The sequence below is a fragment of the Acetobacter cerevisiae genome, assembly GCF_001580535.1.
Classification (GTDB): domain Bacteria; phylum Pseudomonadota; class Alphaproteobacteria; order Acetobacterales; family Acetobacteraceae; genus Acetobacter; species Acetobacter cerevisiae.
This window is the reverse complement of the sequence record NZ_LHZA01000147.1, coordinates 24,835-44,786: the sequence shown is the minus strand read 5'-3', so window position 1 is coordinate 44,786 and position 19,952 is coordinate 24,835. Positions and strand designations below refer to the sequence as shown.

At 61.9% G+C, this 19,952-nt stretch carries 20 protein-coding genes; 11 read left to right on the top strand and 9 right to left on the bottom strand.

The features are described from left to right. Positions 1-3,147 (bottom strand): bifunctional [glutamine synthetase] adenylyltransferase/[glutamine synthetase]-adenylyl-L-tyrosine phosphorylase, encoded by a 3,147-nt coding sequence (locus AD928_RS08780; protein WP_062249859.1) that lies wholly within the window; start codon positions 3,145-3,147, stop codon positions 1-3. A 38-nt stretch (positions 3,148-3,185) separates the two neighbouring features. On the opposite strand from AD928_RS08780, the gene AD928_RS08775 reads away from it, so the two are divergent. Beyond that, complete coding sequence (locus AD928_RS08775) at positions 3,186-6,443, top strand: AsmA-like C-terminal region-containing protein (protein ID WP_062249857.1); 3,258 nt, start codon at positions 3,186-3,188, stop codon at positions 6,441-6,443. Here AD928_RS08775 and AD928_RS08770 read toward each other — a convergent pair. From AD928_RS08770 to aat, 4 genes are read right to left on the bottom strand one after another with little or no spacing between them, the layout of a single operon-like run. Beyond that, positions 6,401-7,045 (bottom strand): hypothetical protein, encoded by a 645-nt coding sequence (locus tag AD928_RS08770; protein ID WP_062249855.1) that lies wholly within the window; start codon positions 7,043-7,045, stop codon positions 6,401-6,403. The two genes, AD928_RS08775 and AD928_RS08770, sit on opposite strands and share 43 nt — an antisense overlap. A gap of 34 nt (positions 7,046-7,079) precedes the next feature. Then, positions 7,080-7,775 (bottom strand): hypothetical protein, encoded by a 696-nt coding sequence (locus AD928_RS08765; protein WP_082779829.1) that lies wholly within the window; start codon positions 7,773-7,775, stop codon positions 7,080-7,082. After that, positions 7,772-8,680: a hypothetical protein gene (locus AD928_RS08760; RefSeq protein ID WP_062249853.1), complete on the bottom strand. Its 909-nt coding sequence runs from the start codon at positions 8,678-8,680 to the stop codon at positions 7,772-7,774. The genes AD928_RS08765 and AD928_RS08760 overlap by 4 nt, the downstream gene beginning before the upstream one ends. 55 nt (positions 8,681-8,735) lie before the next feature. Further along, positions 8,736-9,413: a leucyl/phenylalanyl-tRNA--protein transferase gene (gene aat, locus AD928_RS08755; RefSeq protein WP_062249851.1), complete on the bottom strand. Its 678-nt coding sequence runs from the start codon at positions 9,411-9,413 to the stop codon at positions 8,736-8,738. Between the two features lie 160 nt (positions 9,414-9,573). Between aat and AD928_RS08750 the strand changes: the two genes are divergently transcribed. Both AD928_RS08750 and AD928_RS08745 read left to right on the top strand, forming a co-directional pair. Further along, positions 9,574-10,548, top strand: coding sequence for a 2-hydroxyacid dehydrogenase (locus AD928_RS08750; protein ID WP_062249849.1), 975 nt, complete (start codon positions 9,574-9,576; stop codon positions 10,546-10,548). 13 nt (positions 10,549-10,561) lie between these two features. Further along, a complete protein-coding gene (locus AD928_RS08745; RefSeq protein WP_062143259.1) occupies positions 10,562-10,744 on the top strand; it encodes a hypothetical protein in 183 nt (60 codons plus the stop codon). Positions 10,745-10,824: 80 nt separating this feature from the next. Here AD928_RS08745 and AD928_RS08740 read toward each other — a convergent pair whose 3' ends face one another. Further along, the gene (locus tag AD928_RS08740) at positions 10,825-11,661 is read right to left on the bottom strand and encodes an EcsC family protein (RefSeq protein WP_043552205.1); all 837 of its coding nucleotides are present in this window, start codon (positions 11,659-11,661) and stop codon (positions 10,825-10,827) included. Between the two features lie 369 nt (positions 11,662-12,030). On the opposite strand from AD928_RS08740, the gene AD928_RS08735 reads away from it, so the two are divergent. Beyond that, on the top strand, positions 12,031-12,735 hold the full coding sequence (locus AD928_RS08735; RefSeq protein ID WP_062249847.1) for a hypothetical protein: 705 nt from the start codon (positions 12,031-12,033) through the stop codon (positions 12,733-12,735). A gap of 123 nt (positions 12,736-12,858) precedes the next feature. Here the strand turns inward: AD928_RS08735 and AD928_RS08730 are convergent, their stop codons facing one another. Further along, complete coding sequence (locus tag AD928_RS08730; protein WP_233420018.1) at positions 12,859-13,887, bottom strand: threo-3-hydroxy-L-aspartate ammonia-lyase; 1,029 nt, start codon at positions 13,885-13,887, stop codon at positions 12,859-12,861. Positions 13,888-13,989: 102 nt separating this feature from the next. Here AD928_RS08730 and AD928_RS08725 point away from each other — a divergent pair, with 102 nt between their 5' ends. Next, positions 13,990-14,325, top strand: coding sequence for a protein tyrosine phosphatase family protein (locus AD928_RS08725; RefSeq protein WP_062249845.1), 336 nt, complete (start codon positions 13,990-13,992; stop codon positions 14,323-14,325). 99 nt (positions 14,326-14,424) lie between these two features. Here AD928_RS08725 and AD928_RS08720 read toward each other — a convergent pair whose 3' ends face one another. Both AD928_RS08720 and AD928_RS08715 read right to left on the bottom strand, forming a co-directional pair. Continuing rightward, positions 14,425-14,841 carry an EVE domain-containing protein gene (locus tag AD928_RS08720; protein WP_062143250.1) on the bottom strand — a complete coding sequence of 139 codons (417 nt, stop codon included), beginning with the start codon at positions 14,839-14,841 and terminating at the stop codon, positions 14,425-14,427. A gap of 2 nt (positions 14,842-14,843) precedes the next feature. After that, positions 14,844-15,137: a YciI family protein gene (locus AD928_RS08715; RefSeq protein ID WP_043552196.1), complete on the bottom strand. Its 294-nt coding sequence runs from the start codon at positions 15,135-15,137 to the stop codon at positions 14,844-14,846. A gap of 170 nt (positions 15,138-15,307) precedes the next feature. Here AD928_RS08715 and AD928_RS08710 point away from each other — a divergent pair, with 170 nt between their 5' ends. The 6 genes from AD928_RS08710 (at position 15,308) to AD928_RS08690 (ending at position 19,948) form a co-directional block, all read left to right on the top strand. Continuing rightward, a complete protein-coding gene (locus AD928_RS08710) occupies positions 15,308-16,096 on the top strand; it encodes a heme ABC transporter permease (protein WP_061502582.1) in 789 nt (262 codons plus the stop codon). Beyond that, positions 16,093-16,254: a hypothetical protein gene (locus tag AD928_RS14975; RefSeq protein ID WP_167347358.1), complete on the top strand. Its 162-nt coding sequence runs from the start codon at positions 16,093-16,095 to the stop codon at positions 16,252-16,254. Before AD928_RS08710 ends, AD928_RS14975 begins: the two co-directional genes overlap by 4 nt. Further along, positions 16,251-16,799, top strand: coding sequence for a cytochrome c maturation protein CcmE (ccmE, locus tag AD928_RS08705; protein WP_062143234.1), 549 nt, complete (start codon positions 16,251-16,253; stop codon positions 16,797-16,799). Before AD928_RS14975 ends, ccmE begins: the two co-directional genes overlap by 4 nt. A gap of 121 nt (positions 16,800-16,920) precedes the next feature. After that, complete coding sequence (locus tag AD928_RS08700; protein ID WP_062249843.1) at positions 16,921-18,906, top strand: heme lyase CcmF/NrfE family subunit; 1,986 nt, start codon at positions 16,921-16,923, stop codon at positions 18,904-18,906. Beyond that, positions 18,903-19,478 carry a DsbE family thiol:disulfide interchange protein gene (locus tag AD928_RS08695; protein ID WP_061507109.1) on the top strand — a complete coding sequence of 192 codons (576 nt, stop codon included), beginning with the start codon at positions 18,903-18,905 and terminating at the stop codon, positions 19,476-19,478. The genes AD928_RS08700 and AD928_RS08695 overlap by 4 nt, the downstream gene beginning before the upstream one ends. Then, positions 19,475-19,948, top strand: a complete 474-nt coding sequence (locus tag AD928_RS08690) for a cytochrome c-type biogenesis protein (protein WP_062249841.1) — start codon at positions 19,475-19,477, stop codon at positions 19,946-19,948. Before AD928_RS08695 ends, AD928_RS08690 begins: the two co-directional genes overlap by 4 nt. Positions 19,949-19,952: the final 4 nt, after the last annotated feature.

Genomic DNA, 19,952 nt, shown 5'->3' with positions numbered 1-19,952 from the left:
TCAAAACTCAACGGCTGAGGGTGCGGAACGTTCTTCGGCAGCTTTTCCCGCAAAGCTAGCCTCCCCACCAACCGGCCCGACGCGGTGCTCGAAGATCTGCCGCACAGTCTGCGCCAGATGCGCGGTGCGCGCCATCAGGTCCGGCAGAGTGGCTTCTCCCATCACACGCAGCAGGATTCTTACCGCGCCGGGCGCCAACCCCCGCTCCAGATCAACCGGTGGCACAGGGCCGCACAGCAGCCGCAGCAAACATTGCAGCTGACGCCAGACGGCATCGGCCTCCAGCAGCAGTTTTGTTTCCGCCGCACTCAGCAAACCACCTTTTTTCAGCAGAGCCAGCGCCCGCCGTGTGCAAGGATTTCTGGCGTCCTTTGTGCCTGCCACCAGTTGCAGGATCTGGGCGACAAACTCGACTTCCATCAGGCCGCCCGCCCGGCGTTTAATGTCCCACGGGCTGGACGCAGGCAGATCCCGCGCCAGACGGGCGCGCATCTGCCGGGCATCCTCCAGCAGCGTTTCGGTGGAGGGCCGGGGTTTGCGCAGATCGCCATTCAAAATCTGCACCAGATCCGCCTGCAAGCGTGCCTTAAGCACCGCGGGAGCCGTAATCACACGCGCACGGGTCAACGCCATGCGTTCCCATGTCCAGGCGGCATCTTGATGATACTTCAGGAAGGCGGTGCGGAAGACGGCAACCGGCCCAGCTGCACCGGAAGGACGGAGCCGCATATCCACCGCATACAGCGGACCTTCCGGGCCGGGGGCGGTCAGCGCGGCAATAAAGGCATGTGCAAGACGGGTATAATATTGCGATACCGCTAGTGACCGTGGCGCACGCACCGGCAGACCATTCTGAAGTCTGGGCGCATTCTCCGGCACCTGACTGACCTGAACGTCCTCCGGATGGTCAAACACCAGCAGCAGGTCCAGATCAGACCCCGGCATCATTTCCCGAGACCCCGCCTTACCCAGCGCCAGCACAGCCATGCCACCACCGCGCACGCGGCCGTAGCGTTGCTGATGCTCTTTTTCTACCGCCCGCATCAGCACGGTCATGATGGTATCGGCCAGCGCTGTCCGCTGCTTTTCGGCCTCATTTTCTCCCAACCGACCTTCCAGCACCGCCACGGACAGGCGAAATTCTTCCCCACGCAGGAGAGGCCGCAGGGCTGTTACCAGCAACTCCGCAGAATCCACTTCCGTCGCCAGATGCCGCAGGCGGTCCAGCACGTTGCGGCCTTCTTCCGGCTCCGGTTCCAGCAGACCTTCCAGTGCAGACGGCGTATCGGCCAGATGGTTTGCCAGAAAGGCCGAGGAATCAAACAGGGCGGCAATCCGGTCAATCAACGCCGGGTTCCGCTCGAACAGGGAGAGCAACTGTACCCCGGCATGCTGACGCGCCAGCAAGGCCTCAAACCGGCGCAGACAGGCCAAGGGGTTACTACGCGCTGCAAAACTGGCCAGCAACGCAGGCAACAAACCACGCAGCAAGGCCCGGGCCCGCTCGGAACGCAGCGCCCGCAGGCTGTTGGTCTGCCAGCGGGCCAGCACCTGCACCGCCTCTTCTGTCTGAGCAGCGGGAAAACCCAGACGTTCCAGCAAAGCCGGAGAATTTTCATCATCCGGGGCCACGGCCAGAAGGGTCGCATCCTGTGCAGGAGCGCTCACCTGCGGGGTGGCAAAATGCCGCTCAAAAATACGCCGGGCTTCCCGCATACGGGGCAGCATTTCCAGCGCCAGTGCCTCGCCATCCGTATAATTCATGAACACGGCGAAGGCATCAAACGCCTCCGGGCGGTCCGGCAGGTCATGCGTCTGATGGTCAGCCCGCATCTGCAACCGATGTTCCGCATCCCGCAAAAACCGGTAGGTCCGGGCCAGAACTTCCGCTTCCTCACGCGGGAGGTAGGCGGACCCCACCAGTTTTTTCAGCGCGCCAAAGGTTGTGCGGTCTCGCAATGCAGGCACACGCCCGCCCCAGACAAGCTGCATGGCCTGCGCCAGAAATTCGATTTCCCGAATCCCGCCCTGCCCCAGCTTGACGTTATGGCCCAGCAGCCAGTCACGGCTGGCCGCCGGGTCCGCCAGCACCGCATCAGGCAGGTCTGCCAGCCCGGTGCGCCCCGCCTTGCGGTAGCGGTCAATGCGGGCCTTCATGTCGTGAATATCATCAATCAGCGCAAAATCGAGGTGTCTGCGCCAGACAAACGGGCGAATGGCTGCCAGAAACCGCCGCCCCAACGCCATATCGCCTGCAACCGGCCGCGCCTTGATCATGGCGGCGCGCTCCCATGTCTGGCCCAGACTTTCATAATACTGGATGGCCGCCTGCACGGAGACTGCCGGAGGCGTGGAGGACGGGTCTGGCCGCAGGCGCAAATCTGTCCGAAAAACGTAGCCATCCGCATCCCGCGCTTCCATGAGGCCCACAAGATCGCTAGTCATACGGATAAAGACGCGCCGCACGGTATCAGGCTGAGACTGCACGGACGGATCGTACAGCACCATCAGATCAATATCCGAGGAGAAATTCAGTTCCCGTGCCCCTAGTTTTCCCATTGCCAGCACAACAAAACCACTGGCATGCGCCGGACGTTTGGGGTCTCGTAACTGAATCTGCCCAGCCTGATGAGCACTCCACAGCAAATGTCTGACAGCCACTTCCAGCGCCGCGTCCGCCAGCCGGCTGAGCGTTTGCGTCACCTCCTCCAGCGACCAGAATCCCCCAAGGTCCGCCACAGCGCATATCAGGGCTGTGCGTTTTTTGGCCTCGCGCAGGAAGCGGGCAACACACTCTCGCCCCGATGTGATGTCAAAATCGGCAAATGCTGCAAACACGTCCTTCGCACAGGGCTCCGGCCCGCTTTGCACCAGCGTTGCAAAAAACACCGGGTCCTGCCGTGCCAGATCAGACAGATACGGGCTGTTGCCCCCCAGACAGGCAACCAGCCCTTCAGCACCCGGCAGGTTCAGCACATCGCCCGGCCCTCCGGCCTCCTGCAAAGCCACCCTCATATCCTGCGCAAAATGCGTAGCCGCCTGCGTATCTGCGGGCGCGGCCCAGTTCGCATCGGGCCACAGACGCGTGCGGGCGCCGCGCGGCGCCCGCACATCCCGGAAGTAAGAAGAAACAACGCTTGCTGTCATAATCTGACCATTCTTATTGAACGCAAAGGGTTGCTGCGTTGACTTCCACGGGTCAAGACCTCCCGCGCCCCCTGCACAAGCGGGCCCTGCGCGTTCTGACTGTTCTGGCAGTGGGTGTGCTGGTGCTGCCGGTGCTGTGTGTGGCGGCTCTGCTGGTGCGCATGCTGTTCGGGCCGGTCAACGTCACGCCTTTTGTGCGGCCCTTCCTGCCGGTTGCAGTCCTCAACGGGCAGCCCGGTCAGCCCGCCGCCGCGACCCTCACGTTGCGGCGGGCCGATCTGGCATGGAATGGCCTGCGGGACGGATTGAGCGTGCCTGTTATGCTCTCATTGCATGACGTTCGCATTCTCAAAGCCGACAAGACCACAACCGACACCATTCAGTCCGCCAACGTCACGCTCGACCCGCTGGCGCTGATCCACGGCAGCGTGGCACTGAATACGGTGGACCTCAGCGGCGTGCGCATGGCCCTACGGCGTGAGAAAGATGGCAGCGTCGGACTGGATGTGGACGCCCCCCCCACACCTGCCACGCCGCCTGACAGTACCAACACGCTCGACCCCAGCACCCTGCAACGCATTGGCCTGACCGACGCACAGGTTACGATTGATGACCGACTGACCCATACGCAGTGGATTGCCTCGCCCATCACGTCCACCCTGCATGCCGTCAGCCTGCATGGGGGCAATGGTCTGACCGGCTCCGTTGCCCTCACCTTTCAGGCAGAGCAGGACAGCACGGAACGGCTGAGTGTCACGGCACAGGGAACACAGACCGATCACGGCACCATCCAGTGGCATGCAGCGCTCGCCCCCGTGCGCCCCAGCACCTTTGCCGGTCTGGCCCCGGCTCTGAAAACGCTGGATGTGCCGGTGAGCCTGACGGCGGATACCGTCTTTGCACCCGCCCCCCACAGCAGCTGGCTACTCCCGCAGGGGCTGGACCTGAAAACCGATCTCGGCGCAGGCGAACTTCAGGGCGGTGGCTCCACCTATCTGCTCAATCATGGGTCTCTGCTGGCCCATCTGGCCCTTGACCACCGCTCTGCCACCCACACGCCCGCCACCATCACGCTGCAAGGTCTGACGCTGGACCTGCTGAACCCGGAACATCCGGAGGATGTGAATGGCGGCATCACCGTCAGCCTGACGGGCCAGCTGAATGCATCCGACCTGTTCAGCCCCACCGTGCTGTCTGGCCAGATGGCACTGGATATCCCCACCATTCCGTTTGGCGATATTGCCAATTACTGGCCCGCCAAAGCGGCAAAAGGTGGCCGAAAATGGGTGGACACCAACATTACCGACGGCACAGCGCATGACCTGCACACCGCCGTCACGCTGCATAGTGATAAAGGCTGGAACGGCATCAAGCTCACCTCCATCAAAGGGAGCGTGGAAGGGTCAGATCTTACGGTGCACTGGCTGCGCCCCATCTCGCCGCTGCATCATCTGGATGCGCATCTTGAGGTGAATGATCTCGATAAACTGACCATCCATTTCGACCACGCCTATCAACTGGTGGATCGGGCCGATAAAAATGTGGGGGCTACCGGTATCGGGCGCGTCGCTGCAGGTCCCGGCTCCATGGAAATTACCGGTCTGTCCAAAAAGGACCAGATGGGCACCATTGTCACGGAACTGCACGGCAATCTGCGGGATCTTCTGGCCATGCTGGCTGAACCGCGGCTGCATCTACTGGCCCGCCACCCCATCAGCTTTACCAGCCCCTCCGGGCAGGCCAGCGCCAAATTCTCCCTGACCCTGCCGCTGGAAAGTGATGTCACGACGGATCAGATGATTGTGGACGCCCACGCACAGGTCAGCCACACGCATCTGGGTAATGTTGTTGCAGGCCGCGCCATCACCAATGGCACGTTCCAGATTGCCGCCACCACGCAGCAAATGGATCTGAACGGGCATGGCGTGCTGGGTGGCCTGCCGTCAGACATTACCTATTTCATGAACTTCCGCTCCCTGCAGCCGCAGGAAATTGCAGAAAAGGCACATCTGTTCACCCGCATCACGCCGGAAACGGCGACCGCTGCGGGCATCGACACCAGCTCGCATTTCTACGGCAACGCCGATCTCGGTGTGGATTATGCCCGGCAGGCGAACAAGCAGGGCACGGTTCATATCAATCTTGACCTGAAGCATTCCCGCATTGTCATCCCCCTCTGGCATAAGGCAGCAGGCCGCACGGCACAGGTCACCGCCACTCTCGCCTTGCTGGACGGGCGGATTACCTCCGTTGAGAAAATTTTTGCCACAGGGCCGGAACTGGATGTGCGGGGCCGTGCCGTACTGCGGGAAAAAGCAGCACCGGAGCTGCTGATTTCCTCGTTTAAAATAGAACGCTCCTCCGGCCATGCCCGCCTTGTGCTGCCCTATGCCTCGCAGGACAAAACCATTCAGGTGGGGGTCTATGCCGATACGCTGGACCTCGCCCCCCTGATGGAGGGCGACCCGAACGCCCCCAAACAGGCTGCCTCCCCCGGCCTGCATGTGCCGGAAGCGGCGACAGGCAAGCTGCACGGGCCGCCGGGCAACGCCTGGACCATCGATATGACGGCCAACGCCCTGTATTACAGCCAGACCAAGCAGCCCCTGCGGGCCGTCACCGGGCATTTTGAAGATAACGGCCAGCGTCTGGAACGCATGCGTTTTGCCATGCGTGGACCGTCCCCCGTCACCATGACGCTGGACCCCAAAGGGGCCACCCGCGCCCTGCATGTGACCATTCCAGACATGGGCGGGTTTCTGGCAGCCCTCAACATCCTGCCCAACGTGCAGGGCGGCCACGCCACGCTAAATGGTGCGTTTGATGACACACAGGCCACGGCCCCCTTCAAAGGCACGCTGCATGTCAGCCCGTTTGTGCTGAAGAAAGCCCCCGCCACGGTGCTTCTGGCCCGCAATCTGTCGCTCTATGGCTGGGTAAATGCCCGCAAATCTCCGGAATTTGAAGTCTCCACCCTGACCATGCCCGTCGCGTTTTCTGACGGCGTTCTGACTATTGAGAATGGCCACATGGGGAATGATGCGCTGGGGGCCACGCTGGAGGGCAAGATTGATCTGGACCACAGCACGCTCGACCTGAACGGGACCGTGGTGCCGGTTTTTGCGATCAACAAACTCCCCGGCAAGCTCCCCGGCATTGGCAAACTGTTCAGCCCGGAAAAAGAGGGCGGCCTTGTTGCCATGACCTTTGGCATTGCGGGCAAGCTGGAAAACCCGGACCTGAGCGTAAACCCCTATTCCGTTCTGCTGCCCGGCGTTTTGCGTAAGCTGTTCTGATCCCAGCCGGTGCTGTGCGCCCAGTCCGGGCCCATGCTGTTATCGGGTTCTTCGGGGATATCAGCCTGCGTTTCCGTCAGCGCGACAGTTTCTTTCAGGGTGCCCTGCACATGGGCCGTAATGGCCCCTGTTTTGACAGCACTGCGAAACGCGTCGGGTTCTTCCTCAAACGATGTATCCACGCCATTGCCGCTGACTTCCCCCACCGGATGTAACACCACAGCCGCCTGAGGCCGCACCGGGTCCACCAGCCAGTGGCGCGTGCGGGACACCAGCGTGGAGGCATCCGCACCGCTACAGGGCTGCATTTCTGTCAGCGTTACGGTTTCTGTGGTGACAACGGCTTCCATCTGCGCACTTTGCCGACGGCCAGACGGCACAGCCTGACCAACCAGCACAGTGCCGGAGGGTATGACCAGCAACGTATCCCGCGCCGCTCCCGGCGGAGGTTTGACACAGATGGAAACGGCCTGAGCCCCCGCGGATGTGCCTGCACCAGCATCTTGAGGTGCATGGTCCACCGACTGTCCAGATGCCCTCTCGCCGGGCGCAATCAGCGCGCTGAGCGCCAGACCCAGCACAACAGGGTAACGCAACCGCATACCCTTTCCTTTCCGTCGTAACGGTCCGGGCGGATTACGGTCTGGCGGGGGCCTCCTGCTTCAGGCCCGATGGAATGGCGAACACATCATCAGGCTGGGCCACCCGGCTGACACGGAGCGCCCGGACGGTAATCTGTCCCTGTTGTGCAACCTGCAACAACAGACCATCCGCCGTGTAACAGACATCACTTGCATGTCCGTCGGCGTCTTTGGTGCGCCAGATAATGCAGCTTTCCCCCGCCACCACGGAACCACCCAATCGTGCATAGGTGCCAACCATAGCCGGGTGACCGGGCGGCGTAAGGTCCTGACTGGGGGCCGGCATCACGCTCTTCCGCTTGCGGCTCGGGTCCACCACGGTCAGCGTGTGCTCAGGCCAGGAGGTGATCATGAACAGGTCAGACCCTTCCGGGTCCAGCCGCTGACGGAGGCTGCCCACCTGCCAGCGCATCCGCTGCTTCATCACCGCATCCCCGGTGGGCGATGTCAGTTCATACAGCACATCCGCATCCACAGACGGCGTGATGAACGGTGCATCCTGCGGGGCGACTGGCGCAGGGGCAGACGCAGGGTTGGCACCCGCCTGAGCACCGCTCGCACCTGCGGAAACAGCGTTGCCTGCGTCGGTACCCGTAGCAGACGTTTGCGCCTGCGCCACGGGCAGAGAGGCCACACCCATCATAACACCCAGCCCGGCACCAAGCAGCCGCCGCGTACGCAGCCCGCTCATGGCGTATTGCCTGACGCATCATGCGCGTTGGAATCGGTGGATGGCAGGGTCGTTACAGGACCAACGCCCGGCACAACGCCTGTGGCGGAGGGCACGCTGGAATGTTCCTGCTGCTGCACACTGGTTGGCCCCCGCATAACGGAAGGGGGGGCTGAACCGTCCTCATTCCCACCAGACTGAGATCCCGGGGAATGCGGCGTGACTTCCTGAAAACCCGCAGGCGGCTGGAAAGAGGTAGCGGGCACGTCATCATAGGAGATTTTCATCGCCTTGAGGTGGCCGTTCAGACCATCCACATCCACGCCGTCCTGCTCCAGAATAAAGCCGTCATCCGTCACGCAGGCAGTCCCATTCCCCTGGGCGGAGACCACGCCCCAGAGGGTGCAGGGCTGGCCGATGACTTCGGATTTGCCTTTGCGCGTAAAACTCATGGACATATCCAGCAGGAACGGGCTGCGCGCCACCTCCTGCTGCACCAGCCGGGTATAAATCTTGCGGTCGTTCAGGATAATCATCACTTCCTGCGCCGCCCGGTTGATGATGACGGCCCCGCGGCTTTCCGGCCCGTCCATGCTGAGCATGTAGTTGATGCGCATCAGCCCGCCATCACCGGAAAACAGAACCTGCACATGCCGGTCCCTGATCGGCAGGGCCGTTGCGGGGCCTCCACCCGCAGGCGGGCGCGGCTGAAAGACGTAATCAATAGTGGCATCACGTCCGGGCATCAGGCGCGGGTGGTCCATCTGCGGGGCGGGAGCCGGTGCGCCTGCCGGGGCCGCAGGCGTTGCGGCTGTCTCGGCGGCATGGCCTGGCTGGCTCAGCAGTCCTGCCGCCAGCGGTGCGGTGGCCAGAAGGCTGCAAAGGGTCAGCATACGGCGCGTCCGGGCCGGCTGGCAGTGTGTCATACGTCTTCGTCTTTCCTGTTTCTCATCCAGACCGCTCTGCTCCCAGAGCCGGTCCCTAACTGTCCTGAGAGTCTGCCGCATGCGTCTCTGCCCGCATGGCGCGAATTTCAGCCTCCAGCTCATCTGCAGGAATGCTAGCCTGCCAACATGGCATCATCTGGACAGCGCGTTCCAAGGTTGCCTTATACAGGCTTGCCGGAATTTCCTCCCCGCCAAAGCGGGCGAGATGGTCTGTTCCAAACTGGGTGTCTAGCACGATAAAGCCGCCAATCCGCAGCCGCGCCACCAGATGCACTAACGCAACCTTGGAGGCATCGGTCGCACGGCTGAACATGCTTTCCCCAAAAAATGCGCCGCCCAGCGCCACGCCATATAAGCCGCCCACCAGCTTTCCGTCCTGCCGACATTCCACGCTATGCGCGTATCCCATGTCATGCAGGGCACAGAACAGGCGGAAGATCTCACCATTGATCCATGTGTCCTCACGCCCCGGTGCAGGCGCTGCGCAGGCCTTCATCACGCCGGGGAAATCCTGATCCACACTGACATCAAACCGGCCTGACAACACCGTGCGTTGCAGACGGCGCGAGAGGTGGAAACCACGCAGAGGCAGGATGCCGCGCGGGTCCGGATCATACCATTGCAGCTCGTCATCATCCGCATCGGCCGCCATCGGGAAAATCCCGGCCGCATACGCGCCTAAAATCAGTTCCGGCGTCAGCGCGTCAGTCATGTCGCCTCCTTTAAACAGATGAGATCTGCGTTCTTTATAACGCTCGCGCCTGATCCCGCGTCCGTTTCCGTCGTTATACGCTCGTCATGGCTTTTCTGAAGGGTCATGCTAGTCTGTCATTACGGAAACTCAATCTGTCCCACTGAAAAAAGGAACGCCCATGCCTTCCGAAAAGCCTTGCCTGATCCGTGCCGTCCGGCTGCCTGCCGCCGTTGAAAAGCGGATTGAGACCGACTTTACCGCTCCCCCTGCCCCCGATGCCCCGCTGGACACCGCTGGCATGCTGACTCTGGCGGAAAAGCAGCAGGCGTTTGCCATGCTGGTCACGCATCATTGCCCGCTGAAAGGCGCGGATGTGGCGGCCATTCCGGACTGCGTGAAGCTGGTGGCAACCGTCAGTGTCGGGCTGGACCATCTGGATGTGCCCGCCCTGCTGGCACGTGGCATCAAGGTCTGCAACACGCCGGACGTGCTGACCGACTGTAATGCTGACCTGACCATGATGCTGATTCTGACCGCCTGCCGCCGCGCTGCGGAATATTACACGCTGATGAAGAACGGCTGGGGCCGCACGCTGGAAATGGATGAGATGCTGGGCATGCGCGTGGCCGGCAAGACTCTGGGCATTGTCGGCATGGGCCGCATCGGGCAGGCCGTTGCGCGCCGGGCGCGTGGGTTTGACATGAAGGTGCTCTACCATAACCGCCGCAGGCTGGACCCTGCGCAGGAGGAAGGCGCGACCTATTTTGAAAATCTGGAAGAGATGCTGCCCCACTGCAACATTCTCACCCTGCACATGCCCGCCACCGCCGGCGCACCGCCGCTGATGACAGCCAAAATGTTCGGCCTGCTGCCGCGCGGCAGTGTGCTGGTCAATGCTGCTCGCGGCGCACTGGTGGATGAGACGGCTCTGCTGGACGCCCTGCGCTCCGGCCATCTGTTTAATGCCGGGCTGGATGTTTATCAGAACGAACCCAACCCGAACCCCAGCATTCTCGCCCTGCCGAAGATTTTCATGACGCCCCACACCGGCAGCGCCACAGTGGAAACGCGCACGGCCATGGGCATGCTCTCGCTGGACAATGTGGCCGCTCTCGCCGCCAATAAGCCGCTTGTCACCCCTGTAACGGCCTGAACCGGAGAGACTGATGACCTTAAGAATAGCCTGCCTGCTGGGTATTCTTGCCTGCGTGGTGGTGAGACTGATCGACTTCCACTACCAGCAGACCTGCATGATTGTGGGCGGGTTCATGCTGTTTCTTGCCGTCATCGGCACGCTGATTGATGAAGAACCGCCACCGGTCAAAAAACAGAAAGAGCCAGCCTCCTGAGGGAAAGCTGGCTCTCTGATAAGACCGTCTGAGACCACGCCGGAGGATCTGCCTCCGGCTTTTTTAATGCCTCAATACCTTCAGGAAACGCGACCGTTACGCGTTGCGACGTGATCTCGCAGGGCCTCAGCCGTATCCCGCACCACCGGACCATGTTCACGCTCCAGACGACGGATGGTGAAATGCGCCCGGGCCAGTGCCCGGTAATGGTTAAGGAATGCCGTATTGAGCGACGCCCCACACAGCGCACCCGCCACTGGCATAAGCTGAAGAGAGACTTTCTGCCCCAGAGCCAGACCATAATGCGAGGCGACTTCCGCAATCAGCATCACAACCGGGCGGCCGCGCAGCAGCGCACGGGCTGAGAAATAGCCCAGTTCGCTATCTTCCGCCTTCCGCGCATTGGGAAAGGCCCGCAGTGCGAACACTTCCAGGCAGGCGCGGCGTGCATCCGGGTCGGACAGGTCCTCGCCTTCTTCGCGCGCAATACGGCCAATCTCACGCATGATGGTCAGCGTCGTGAAGCTGATATCCGGGGCCAGACCAGCAAGGCCAGCAAAGCCACCTACCGCGCCGGAGACGGCAACAGCCGCCTGCAACGCCGGGCCACGCCAGGGCTGCGGTTCCGCCAGAGCGTCACCGGGGCTGCGCAGCCCGACAATGGCAACATCAAAGGCACGGGCAATGGCGCTTTCCGCCAGACCACGCAGCTTGTCTTCCATGCCGGGAGCCATGCCCAGCCCGCGCAGGCCCAGCCGCGTGGCGTGGCCAACAGCGCCGCCCATCAGGTCCGCCAGACGCACCAGAACGCCTTTGCCAGACTCGACCTGTGCGAGGGCGTGTTCCAGCTCTCCCAGATCGTGACCACTGAGCTTGAGCGTCACCATCTCGCTCCCTGTCATGTCCTGCGTACTCATTTGCGCCCTTTCTGCTTGCTCTGCCCTGCCGTGAAAGGCCGGGCCGGGGCGCAGTCGAGCGCCCGCAATAGTCTGTTTTGTAAAGGAGAGTGTAGCATAGCACGCTCGAAAAGCGACACGGGCCGCCCCTCGTCCGGCATATGCCTCCCATCTCCTGTACAGCGATGTCCACCTTCCCTCACAAAAGCCCCGCGGGCTAAGAAGTTGCCTCCTATCCCTTTTACTTTTCGATTTTTGCCATGGTTTTCCGGCGTGCGTGCGCCCTTTTGGCGTCAGACTTCACAGTGGTTGTCACGTGCATCGGAACACCTTACACAGCCGAAGGTGAGACCATCCCGGCGCAGACTGTGCGCCAACAGGAGTTTTTCCATGTCGCACACCACGCCTTCCTCCCGCTCAGCCCGCACCCCACGCTGGCAGAATCTGCTGCGCGCGGGCTCTGTTGCCGCCGTTCTGGCTGCCACAGGCTGCGCCCAGACCCCGCAGCAGCAAGCCTATCATTCTGCGCTGGAACATGCGCGGACGGACCCGTCCTACTGCTATTCCCACCAGTATGACACGCTTCTGGCCGAAGCCATGCAGCGCGACCACAGCCTGCAATCCAGCAAGACGCCGGACCGGGATGACAAGCCGGATTCCTCTTTCCAGCCGACCATGCAGATCAGCGTGACGGGTGCCACCGCCATGCCGGACCTCAGCCTGCCGCCGTATTTCCACCGCGTCTGCCGCCTGAGCACCAAACTGCCCAATGGCACCACGGAAAACGGGTTTCTGACCTTCACCTACCTGATCCGCAACAACAAGGTGCAGTCCGCGCTGAGCGAATGGTATTCCGATGCGGAAGTCACGCAGGAATATGATGCGACCATGAAGCAGATTGAAGCCGGTCTGGACATGAACAATCCGGATCTGAAATCCTGCATTCAGCGCTATCCGGCCTTTGATGCGCCGTCCAAAGATCCGATCGTGCAGCAAGGCGCGCTCGACCTCCGCGCCCATCTGGTCCGTCGCTGCCTGGCCAACAAGGCCGCACTGAAAGACCTGTATTCAGACCTGTACTTCATTCATCGCTAAAACAGGCTTTACAGCCTACACATCGCCTGTCCGGGACAAGAGGGACAATTATCCCTTATCCGGACAAGCGTTTTAAAAATCCCTTAAAATTTAGCGCGACTAATTTTTCAGTCTCCGGCTGTGTTACGCGCCCTCCTGCATCAGTCTGGAAAACCGTGCCATATCAACATTGCCGCCGGAAATAATCACGCCGACACGCTTCCCCTTCCATTCGGAAGCAGCCGCAAGAGCGGCAGCGACGCCAAGGCAGCCCGTCGGCTCGACGACAATTTTCATCCGCTCCGCCAGGGTGCGCATGGTCGCAACCAGCGTGGCATCGTCCACCGTGACAATCTCCCGCAAAAGCCTGCGCATAATCCCAAAAGTGAGCGGGCTGATGGCTGTGGTCTGCGCCCCGTCCGCCAGTGTTTTGGGCACCTCAATCTGCACGATGTGACCTGCGGACAGAGACTGTCGCGCATCATCCCCGGCTGCCGGTTCCACCCCAATTACGGTGCACCCCTTCGAGACCGCCTGCGCAACCAGCGCGCAGCCTGAGGCAAGACCGCCACCACCAACCGGCACAAACAGCGCATCAAGCGGTCCGGTCTCTTCAAACAATTCCAGCGCTGCAGTGCCCTGCCCGGCAATAATATCCGGATGGTCAAACGGAGGGAGCAACGTCGCCCCTCGCTCTGCGGCCAGTGCGTCGCCTATCGCCTGCCGGTCCTGCGTGTAACGATCATACAGAACCACTTCCGCGCCGTACCCTCGGGTCGCGTGCAGCTTCATCGCGGGGGCGTCTTCCGGCATGACAATCACGGCGGGAATCCCAGCCTGCTGCGCCGCACAGGCCACGCCCTGCGCATGATTGCCGGAGGAATACGCCACCACGCCCCGGCGACGCACGTCTTCGGGCAGAGCCAGAATTGCATTCAGCGCGCCTCGGAATTTGAACGCCCCCACGCGCTGGAAATTTTCCGCTTTGAAGAACAGCTCCGCCCCGCTCACTCCGTTCAGATAGCGAGAAGTGAGAACCGGCGTGCGATGCGCATGCCCTTTCAGACGTACAGATGCTGCCACAACATCTGCAAAACCCGGTTCTTTCTGCATGTCCCGCCGCCCTTCTTTTTTCTGATCCACGCCCACCATGCCGGATTTCAGGGCAGGCATACAGCCAGAGCAGTATGTCTCCCTCTTTCCGCCCGCTCTGTCCGGGCCTACAAGGTCAGGGAGCTTGTGAGCAGAATGCTGTCTGAAAGGACTTTATTGACCATGAACTATCGCAGCCTGTCCCCCGATTTTGTTGTTGCCCCGCAGATTGCCGTCAGCGACATCCCCGCCATTAAAGAGGCCGGGTTCAAAACCATCATCTGCACCCGCCCGGATGGGGAAGACCCCGGCCAGCCGACGGCTGAAACCATTGGAGAAGCCGCCAAGCAGGCTGGCCTGTCCTTCATCTCCATTCCGGTTGCTGGCGGTCAGGCTCCGTCTTCCGATGCCGTGATCATCATGCAGGAATCCCTCAACACCCTGCCCGGCCCGATCTTCAGCTATTGCCGCTCCGGCAACCGCGCGGGCCAGCTCTGGGCACTTGCCACACAGGGCTAAGCCGCTCTGACTACGGCCAACAAAAAAGGGAGCCGCCCGGTCTGGGTGCTCCCTTTTTTATTGATGCGGCGGGAACAAAGCCCGGCCTGCTTCTGGTCGTCAGTCGCCAGACCAGCCGCCCATGCGGCACAGATACTGCCAATGTTCCGCAGAAACCGGACACACTGAAAGGCGTGACTGCCGAACCAGAGCCAGATCCGCCAGCGCCTCATCCTGCTTAATATCCGCCAGCGTAACCGGGCTGGGCATGGGGCCAACGGTTTTCACGTCCACACACACCCAGTTGCCGCTGTCCGCCGTGGGGTCCGGGTAGGCTTCGCGCACAATTTCCACCACCCCCACAATCGCGCGCTGCACGTTGGAATGGTAAAAAAAGGCGCGGTCTCCCACCTTCATGCCAGCAAGATTCTTTTTGGCCTGATGGTTGCGCACCCCGGTCCAGGGTTCCACATCATTGGCCACCTGCTCATCCCAGCTAAAGGCGTCCGGCTCGCTCTTAATCAACCAGTAGGCCATGGCTATTCCACCAGCGCGCCATCACGGAACACAGTGCGCAGGGGGCGCACAATCACGCTTTCAAACAGATTAACCTCGGCATACGGGTCAGCCGCAGCAAAGCCTTCCGCCGCCGCGCGATCCTGCACATCCAGCAGCACGAGGCTGCCGCAGGGGGTGCCGTTCACGTCAAGTTGAGGTCCGGCGAACTGAATCGCCTGCTTGTAATTTTCCAGAAAAGCCAGATGTTTCTCACGCGTAGCCTTACGTATTTCAAGGGCTCCGGGGCGATCTGTGCAAATAACGGCAAACAACATGTCTTCTCTCCGCTGTGTTGTCGGGACAGGACGCCCATGAATAACTGCCTCGTGTCAAGATGCCCCGAATGATGTAAAAGGTGCGCGAGCGCATGTCTGGGCAGGAAACTCCTGCACGCAAGGCCCCTGCAAGCTCACGTGATTTGTTGAGATACGGAACGGACTGACATTTGAGCGCCACACCGACCCTCGTCGCGCGTGCCGGGACATTCTTCCATCGGTATGCCAATCCCGGCCGGTTTCTCAAGCTGGGCGCACGCCTGCAGCCCTGGCTGACATGGCCAGCCCTGCTGCTCACCCTCGTGGGGCTGGGCTGGGGGCTGTTTTTCTCGCCTGCCGACTGGCAGCAGGGCGATTCTGTCCGCATTATGTATGTGCACGTGCCAGCCGCCATGCTGGCCTCTGCCGGTTATGCCGGGCTTGCCGTATGCGCCGTACTGTCACTCGTCTGGCGGCATCCGCTGGCGGATCTGGCTGCGGTGGAAATCGGCCCCGTGGGCGCCTGCATTACCGCACTGTGTCTGGCCACCGGTTCCCTGTGGGGCAAGCCGATGTGGGGCACATGGTGGGTGTGGGACGCCCGGCTGACCTCCGTGCTGGTGCTGTTTTTCCTGTATCTGGGCCATATTGCGCTTATCCGCGCGTTCGATGACCCACAACGCGGCTACAAAGCTGCGGCCATTCTCGCGCTTGCGGGCGCTGTCGACCTGCCGGTGATCAAATTCAGCGTGCAGTGGTGGAACACCCTGCATCAGCCGGACAGCATCACGCTGACAGGCGCGCCCACCATGTCCTCTTCCATGCTGTGGCCGCTGGCTTTATCCACTCTGGGCTTCTCGCTGGGGTTTGCCGCCATTGTGCTGGCCCGCACCCGGGCCGCCGTGATGGAAAGCCGCATCCGCAGCCTGCTCTCCAGCCCGCGCCGCCGCGCTGGCAATGCTTCGGGAGACGCCGCATGACGCATCTGCCCTATATTCTGGCCAGCTATGGTCTGGCCACTGTCATCGCGCTGACCCTCTCCATCGGGGCGGCCCTCCGCCTCAAAAAGGCCCGTATGCGGCTGGCCGTTCTTGAACGCCCCTCGGACCGCACCACAGGAGCCACTTCGTCTCTATGACCCGCAAGACACGTCGCCTCTGGCTCGTTATCGCCTGCGTTGCCTGTCTGGGGGCTGCCGCAGCCCTCATGCTCAAGGCGTTTTCCTCAGATATCGTTTTCTTTGTCACGCCTTCTCAGGTCGCAGCATCCGCGCCTCCGGCAGACCGTACCGTGCGGCTGGGTGGCATGGTGGTGGCTGGCTCCGTCAAACGGGAAAAACGGGGCGAAACCCCAATTGCCCGCTTTGACGTCACAGATGGTCAGGCTGCTGTAACCGTGCGGTATGAAGGCATCCTGCCCGACCTTTTCCGCGAGGGGCAGAGCGTGGTGGCCGTCGGCACCATGCACAAGGACGGGTTTGTCGCGAGTGAAGTGCTGGCCAAGCATGATGAAACCTATATGCCGAAGGAAGTGGCGGAAGCCCTGAAAAAATCCGGCAAGTGGGACCCGCGCTTTGGGCCGCCACCCAGTGCAGCAAGCTGGAACAGCATGACGGTGCAGGACGCAAAGAAGGGCCTTCCCGCGTCCGACGCTCCTGCGCCCCCTGCCCCGGCTGGCAACTAAAACCCTGTGTTACGCCGCACATCCCCTTTTGCGTCTTTTGCCTCTGTCTGGCAGGTCTCTTTCCCTGCCAGCGTCTTTTACGCTGTTCTGACAGCCCGCCACCCGGAGACATCCCTCTGACATGCTGAGCCCTGAACTCGGACATTATGCGCTGGCCCTTGCCTGCATCCTTGCCGCCGCGCAGGGCATTCTGCCTCTTATCGGCGCGCAACGGCGCGACAGACGGGTGATGATGCTCGCGCCGGGGCTGGCCGTCGGGCAGCTTCTGGCATTGCTGATGGCCTTCCTCTGTCTGGTGTACGCCGCCGTTACGGATGATTTCTCGGTCCAGAACATTGCGGCCAACAGCGCAGTCTCCAAACCGCTGCTGTATAAAATCACCGGTGTGTGGGGCAATCATGAAGGCTCCATTCTGCTCTGGGCGCTTATCCTGGGCATCTGCGGAGCAGCCGTGGCCGCCTTCGGGCGCAACCTGCCCTCTGCTTTGCGGGCGCGGGTGATTGCGGTTCTGGGGGCGGTGGCTGCCGGGTTTGAACTGTTCTGTCTGACCACGTCAGACCCGTTCGCCCGCGTCTGGCCCGCCCCCATGGATGGGCAGGGCATGAACCCGCTGCTGCAGGACCCGGGCCTCGCCTTCCATCCGCCCATTCTCTACACCGGCTATGTCGGGTTTGCGGTGCCGTTTGCCTTCGCTATTGCCGCCCTGATTGAAGGCCGCGTGGATGCCGCATGGGGCCGCTGGGTGCGCCCGTGGGCGGTGGCGGCATGGTGCTTCCTCACCTGCGGCATCGCGCTCGGTTCATGGTGGTCCTATTACGTGCTGGGCTGGGGCGGTTACTGGTTCTGGGACCCGGTGGAAAACGCCTCCCTCATCCCCTGGCTGACCGGCACGGCGCTGATCCATTCCGCCATTGTGGTGGAAAAGCGCGAGAGCCTGAAAATCTGGACGGTGCTGCTGGCCATTGCCACGTTCTCGTTCTCGCTCTCCGGCACGTTCCTTGTCCGCTCCGGTATTCTGAACTCCGTGCATGCCTTTGCGAATGACCCGGCCCGCGGCATCTTTATTCTCGGCCTGCTGGCCGTGGTGATCGGCGGCTCTCTGGCGCTGTTCGCCTATCGCGCCCCGACGCTGACAGCAGGCGGCCTGTTCGCTCCCATCTCGCGGGAAGGTGCGCTGGTGCTCAACAACATCCTGTTGTGCTCCCTGTGCGCCGTGGTGCTGACCGGCACCATGTATCCGCCTTTCATGTCCCTGCTGTTTGACCGCACCATTTCCGTCGGCAAGCCGTTCTTTGATGCCACGACCATTCCGCTGGCCATCCCGCTGTTCATCTTCATGGGCTTTGGCCCCATGCTGCCGTGGAAGCGCGCCCAGCTCTGGCCGGTGCTGCAACGGCTGTGGATTGCCGCTCTGCTGGCTGGTGTCGCGTTTGCAGTGTTTACCTTCGGCATGTCCGGCATTCTGCCTATCCTGTGCAGCGCGCTGGCGGTGTGGGTCATTGCGGCCTCCGTGCTCGATATCACGGAGCGTATGCGCCTGTTCCGCATGCCGCTCTCCGGCAGTCTCCAGCGTGCCCGCATGCTGCCCCGCTCCATTTTTGGCACGGCTATTGCCCATGCGGGTGTGGGTGTGACCATTCTTGGGCTGGCCGCCATGTCTCAGGCCCAGCACAAGATTGTGGAAGTGCCGGTTGGCACCACCGAGCATCTGGCCGGGTATGACTGGACGCTGACCAAGGTGACGCAGGAACCGGGGCCGAACTATTCCGCTATGGTTGCAACCCTTGAGGTGCGGCATAACGGCAAGATTGTCACCATCATGCATCCGTCCAAACGCAGCTTTAACAGCCAGAACCAGACGACGACGGAAGTCTCCATCCACACCAATCTGCTGGCTGACCTGTATGGCGTGCTGGGGGACAAGCACGGCACAGACGCTGCCCCTACCTACGTGCTGCGGCTGCATTACAACCCACTCGCCCCATGGATGTGGCTGGGTGCGCTGATTATGGCCATTGGCGGCGTGCTTTCCCTTTCCGACCGGCGCATGCGCGTGGGTGCACCGCGCCGTGCCAAATCTTCCCCCAATACGGTGACGGCAGCATGAGCAACCCTCCTGAAAACATGACGCGCCGGCGGCTGCTGATGGCCGCCCCTCTGGCCGGAGCGGCGATTGTTGGCGTTGGCTTCTGGAAGATGCTCTCCGGCATGCAGCACGGCTCCTTCAACCCGCATGATATCAACGCGCCGGTGCTTAATCGCCCGGTGCCTGATTTCAGTGTGCCGGATCAGGCTCCCGGTCAGGGCTTCAGCGCGCAGGATCTGCGGGCGCTCACGCAGCCGGTTCTGGTCAACTTTTTTGCCTCATGGTGCATCCCCTGCCTTGCAGAAATGCCAACCCTGATGGGCCTGAAGGATGACCTGACGATGTGGGGCATTGCCTATAAGGACCGCCCGGAGAACGCTGCCGGGTTCCTCAAGCATTCCGGCAACCCGTTCACCCGTCTGGGCAGTGACCGCGACGGGCGTGTGGGCATCGACTGGGGTATTTCCGGGGTGCCGGAAACCTTCCTGATCGGCCCCGGCGGCATTATCCGCTGGCACAGCGCCGCCCCGCTGGATGTGGACACCATCCGCGGCACGCTGGTGCCCCTGCTGGAAAGCCTGAAAAAATCATGATGCTGAGCCGTCTGTCCGCCCTGTTTCTGGGCTGCGCCCTGCTGCTGGCCCCGGTTCTGGTTCTGGCCGTGGATGACCCTGCCGAAATGCTGCCCAACCCGCAGGAAGAAGCGCGGGCCGAGGCCATTGGCTCTCAGCTCCGCTGTCTGGTCTGCCAAAATGAATCTATTGAGGACAGCAGCGCCGGACTGGCGCGGGACCTGCGCCGGGTGGTGCGGGAACACGTTGCCAAGGGTGAGAGCAACCGCCAGATCATGGACTGGATGGTCAACCGCTACGGCAACTTCATTCGCCTCAGCCCGCCACTTTCCATTGGCACGCTGCTGCTGTGGAGTATGCCGGTTCTGGCCCTGCTGCTGGGCCTGACCACAGCATTTTTCGCCTATCGCCGCCGCAATGCGGCCCCCGCTGCCCCCCCGCCGCTGACAGCGGAAGAAAAGGCCCGTCTGGCCGACCTGACGAAGGACTGAGCGC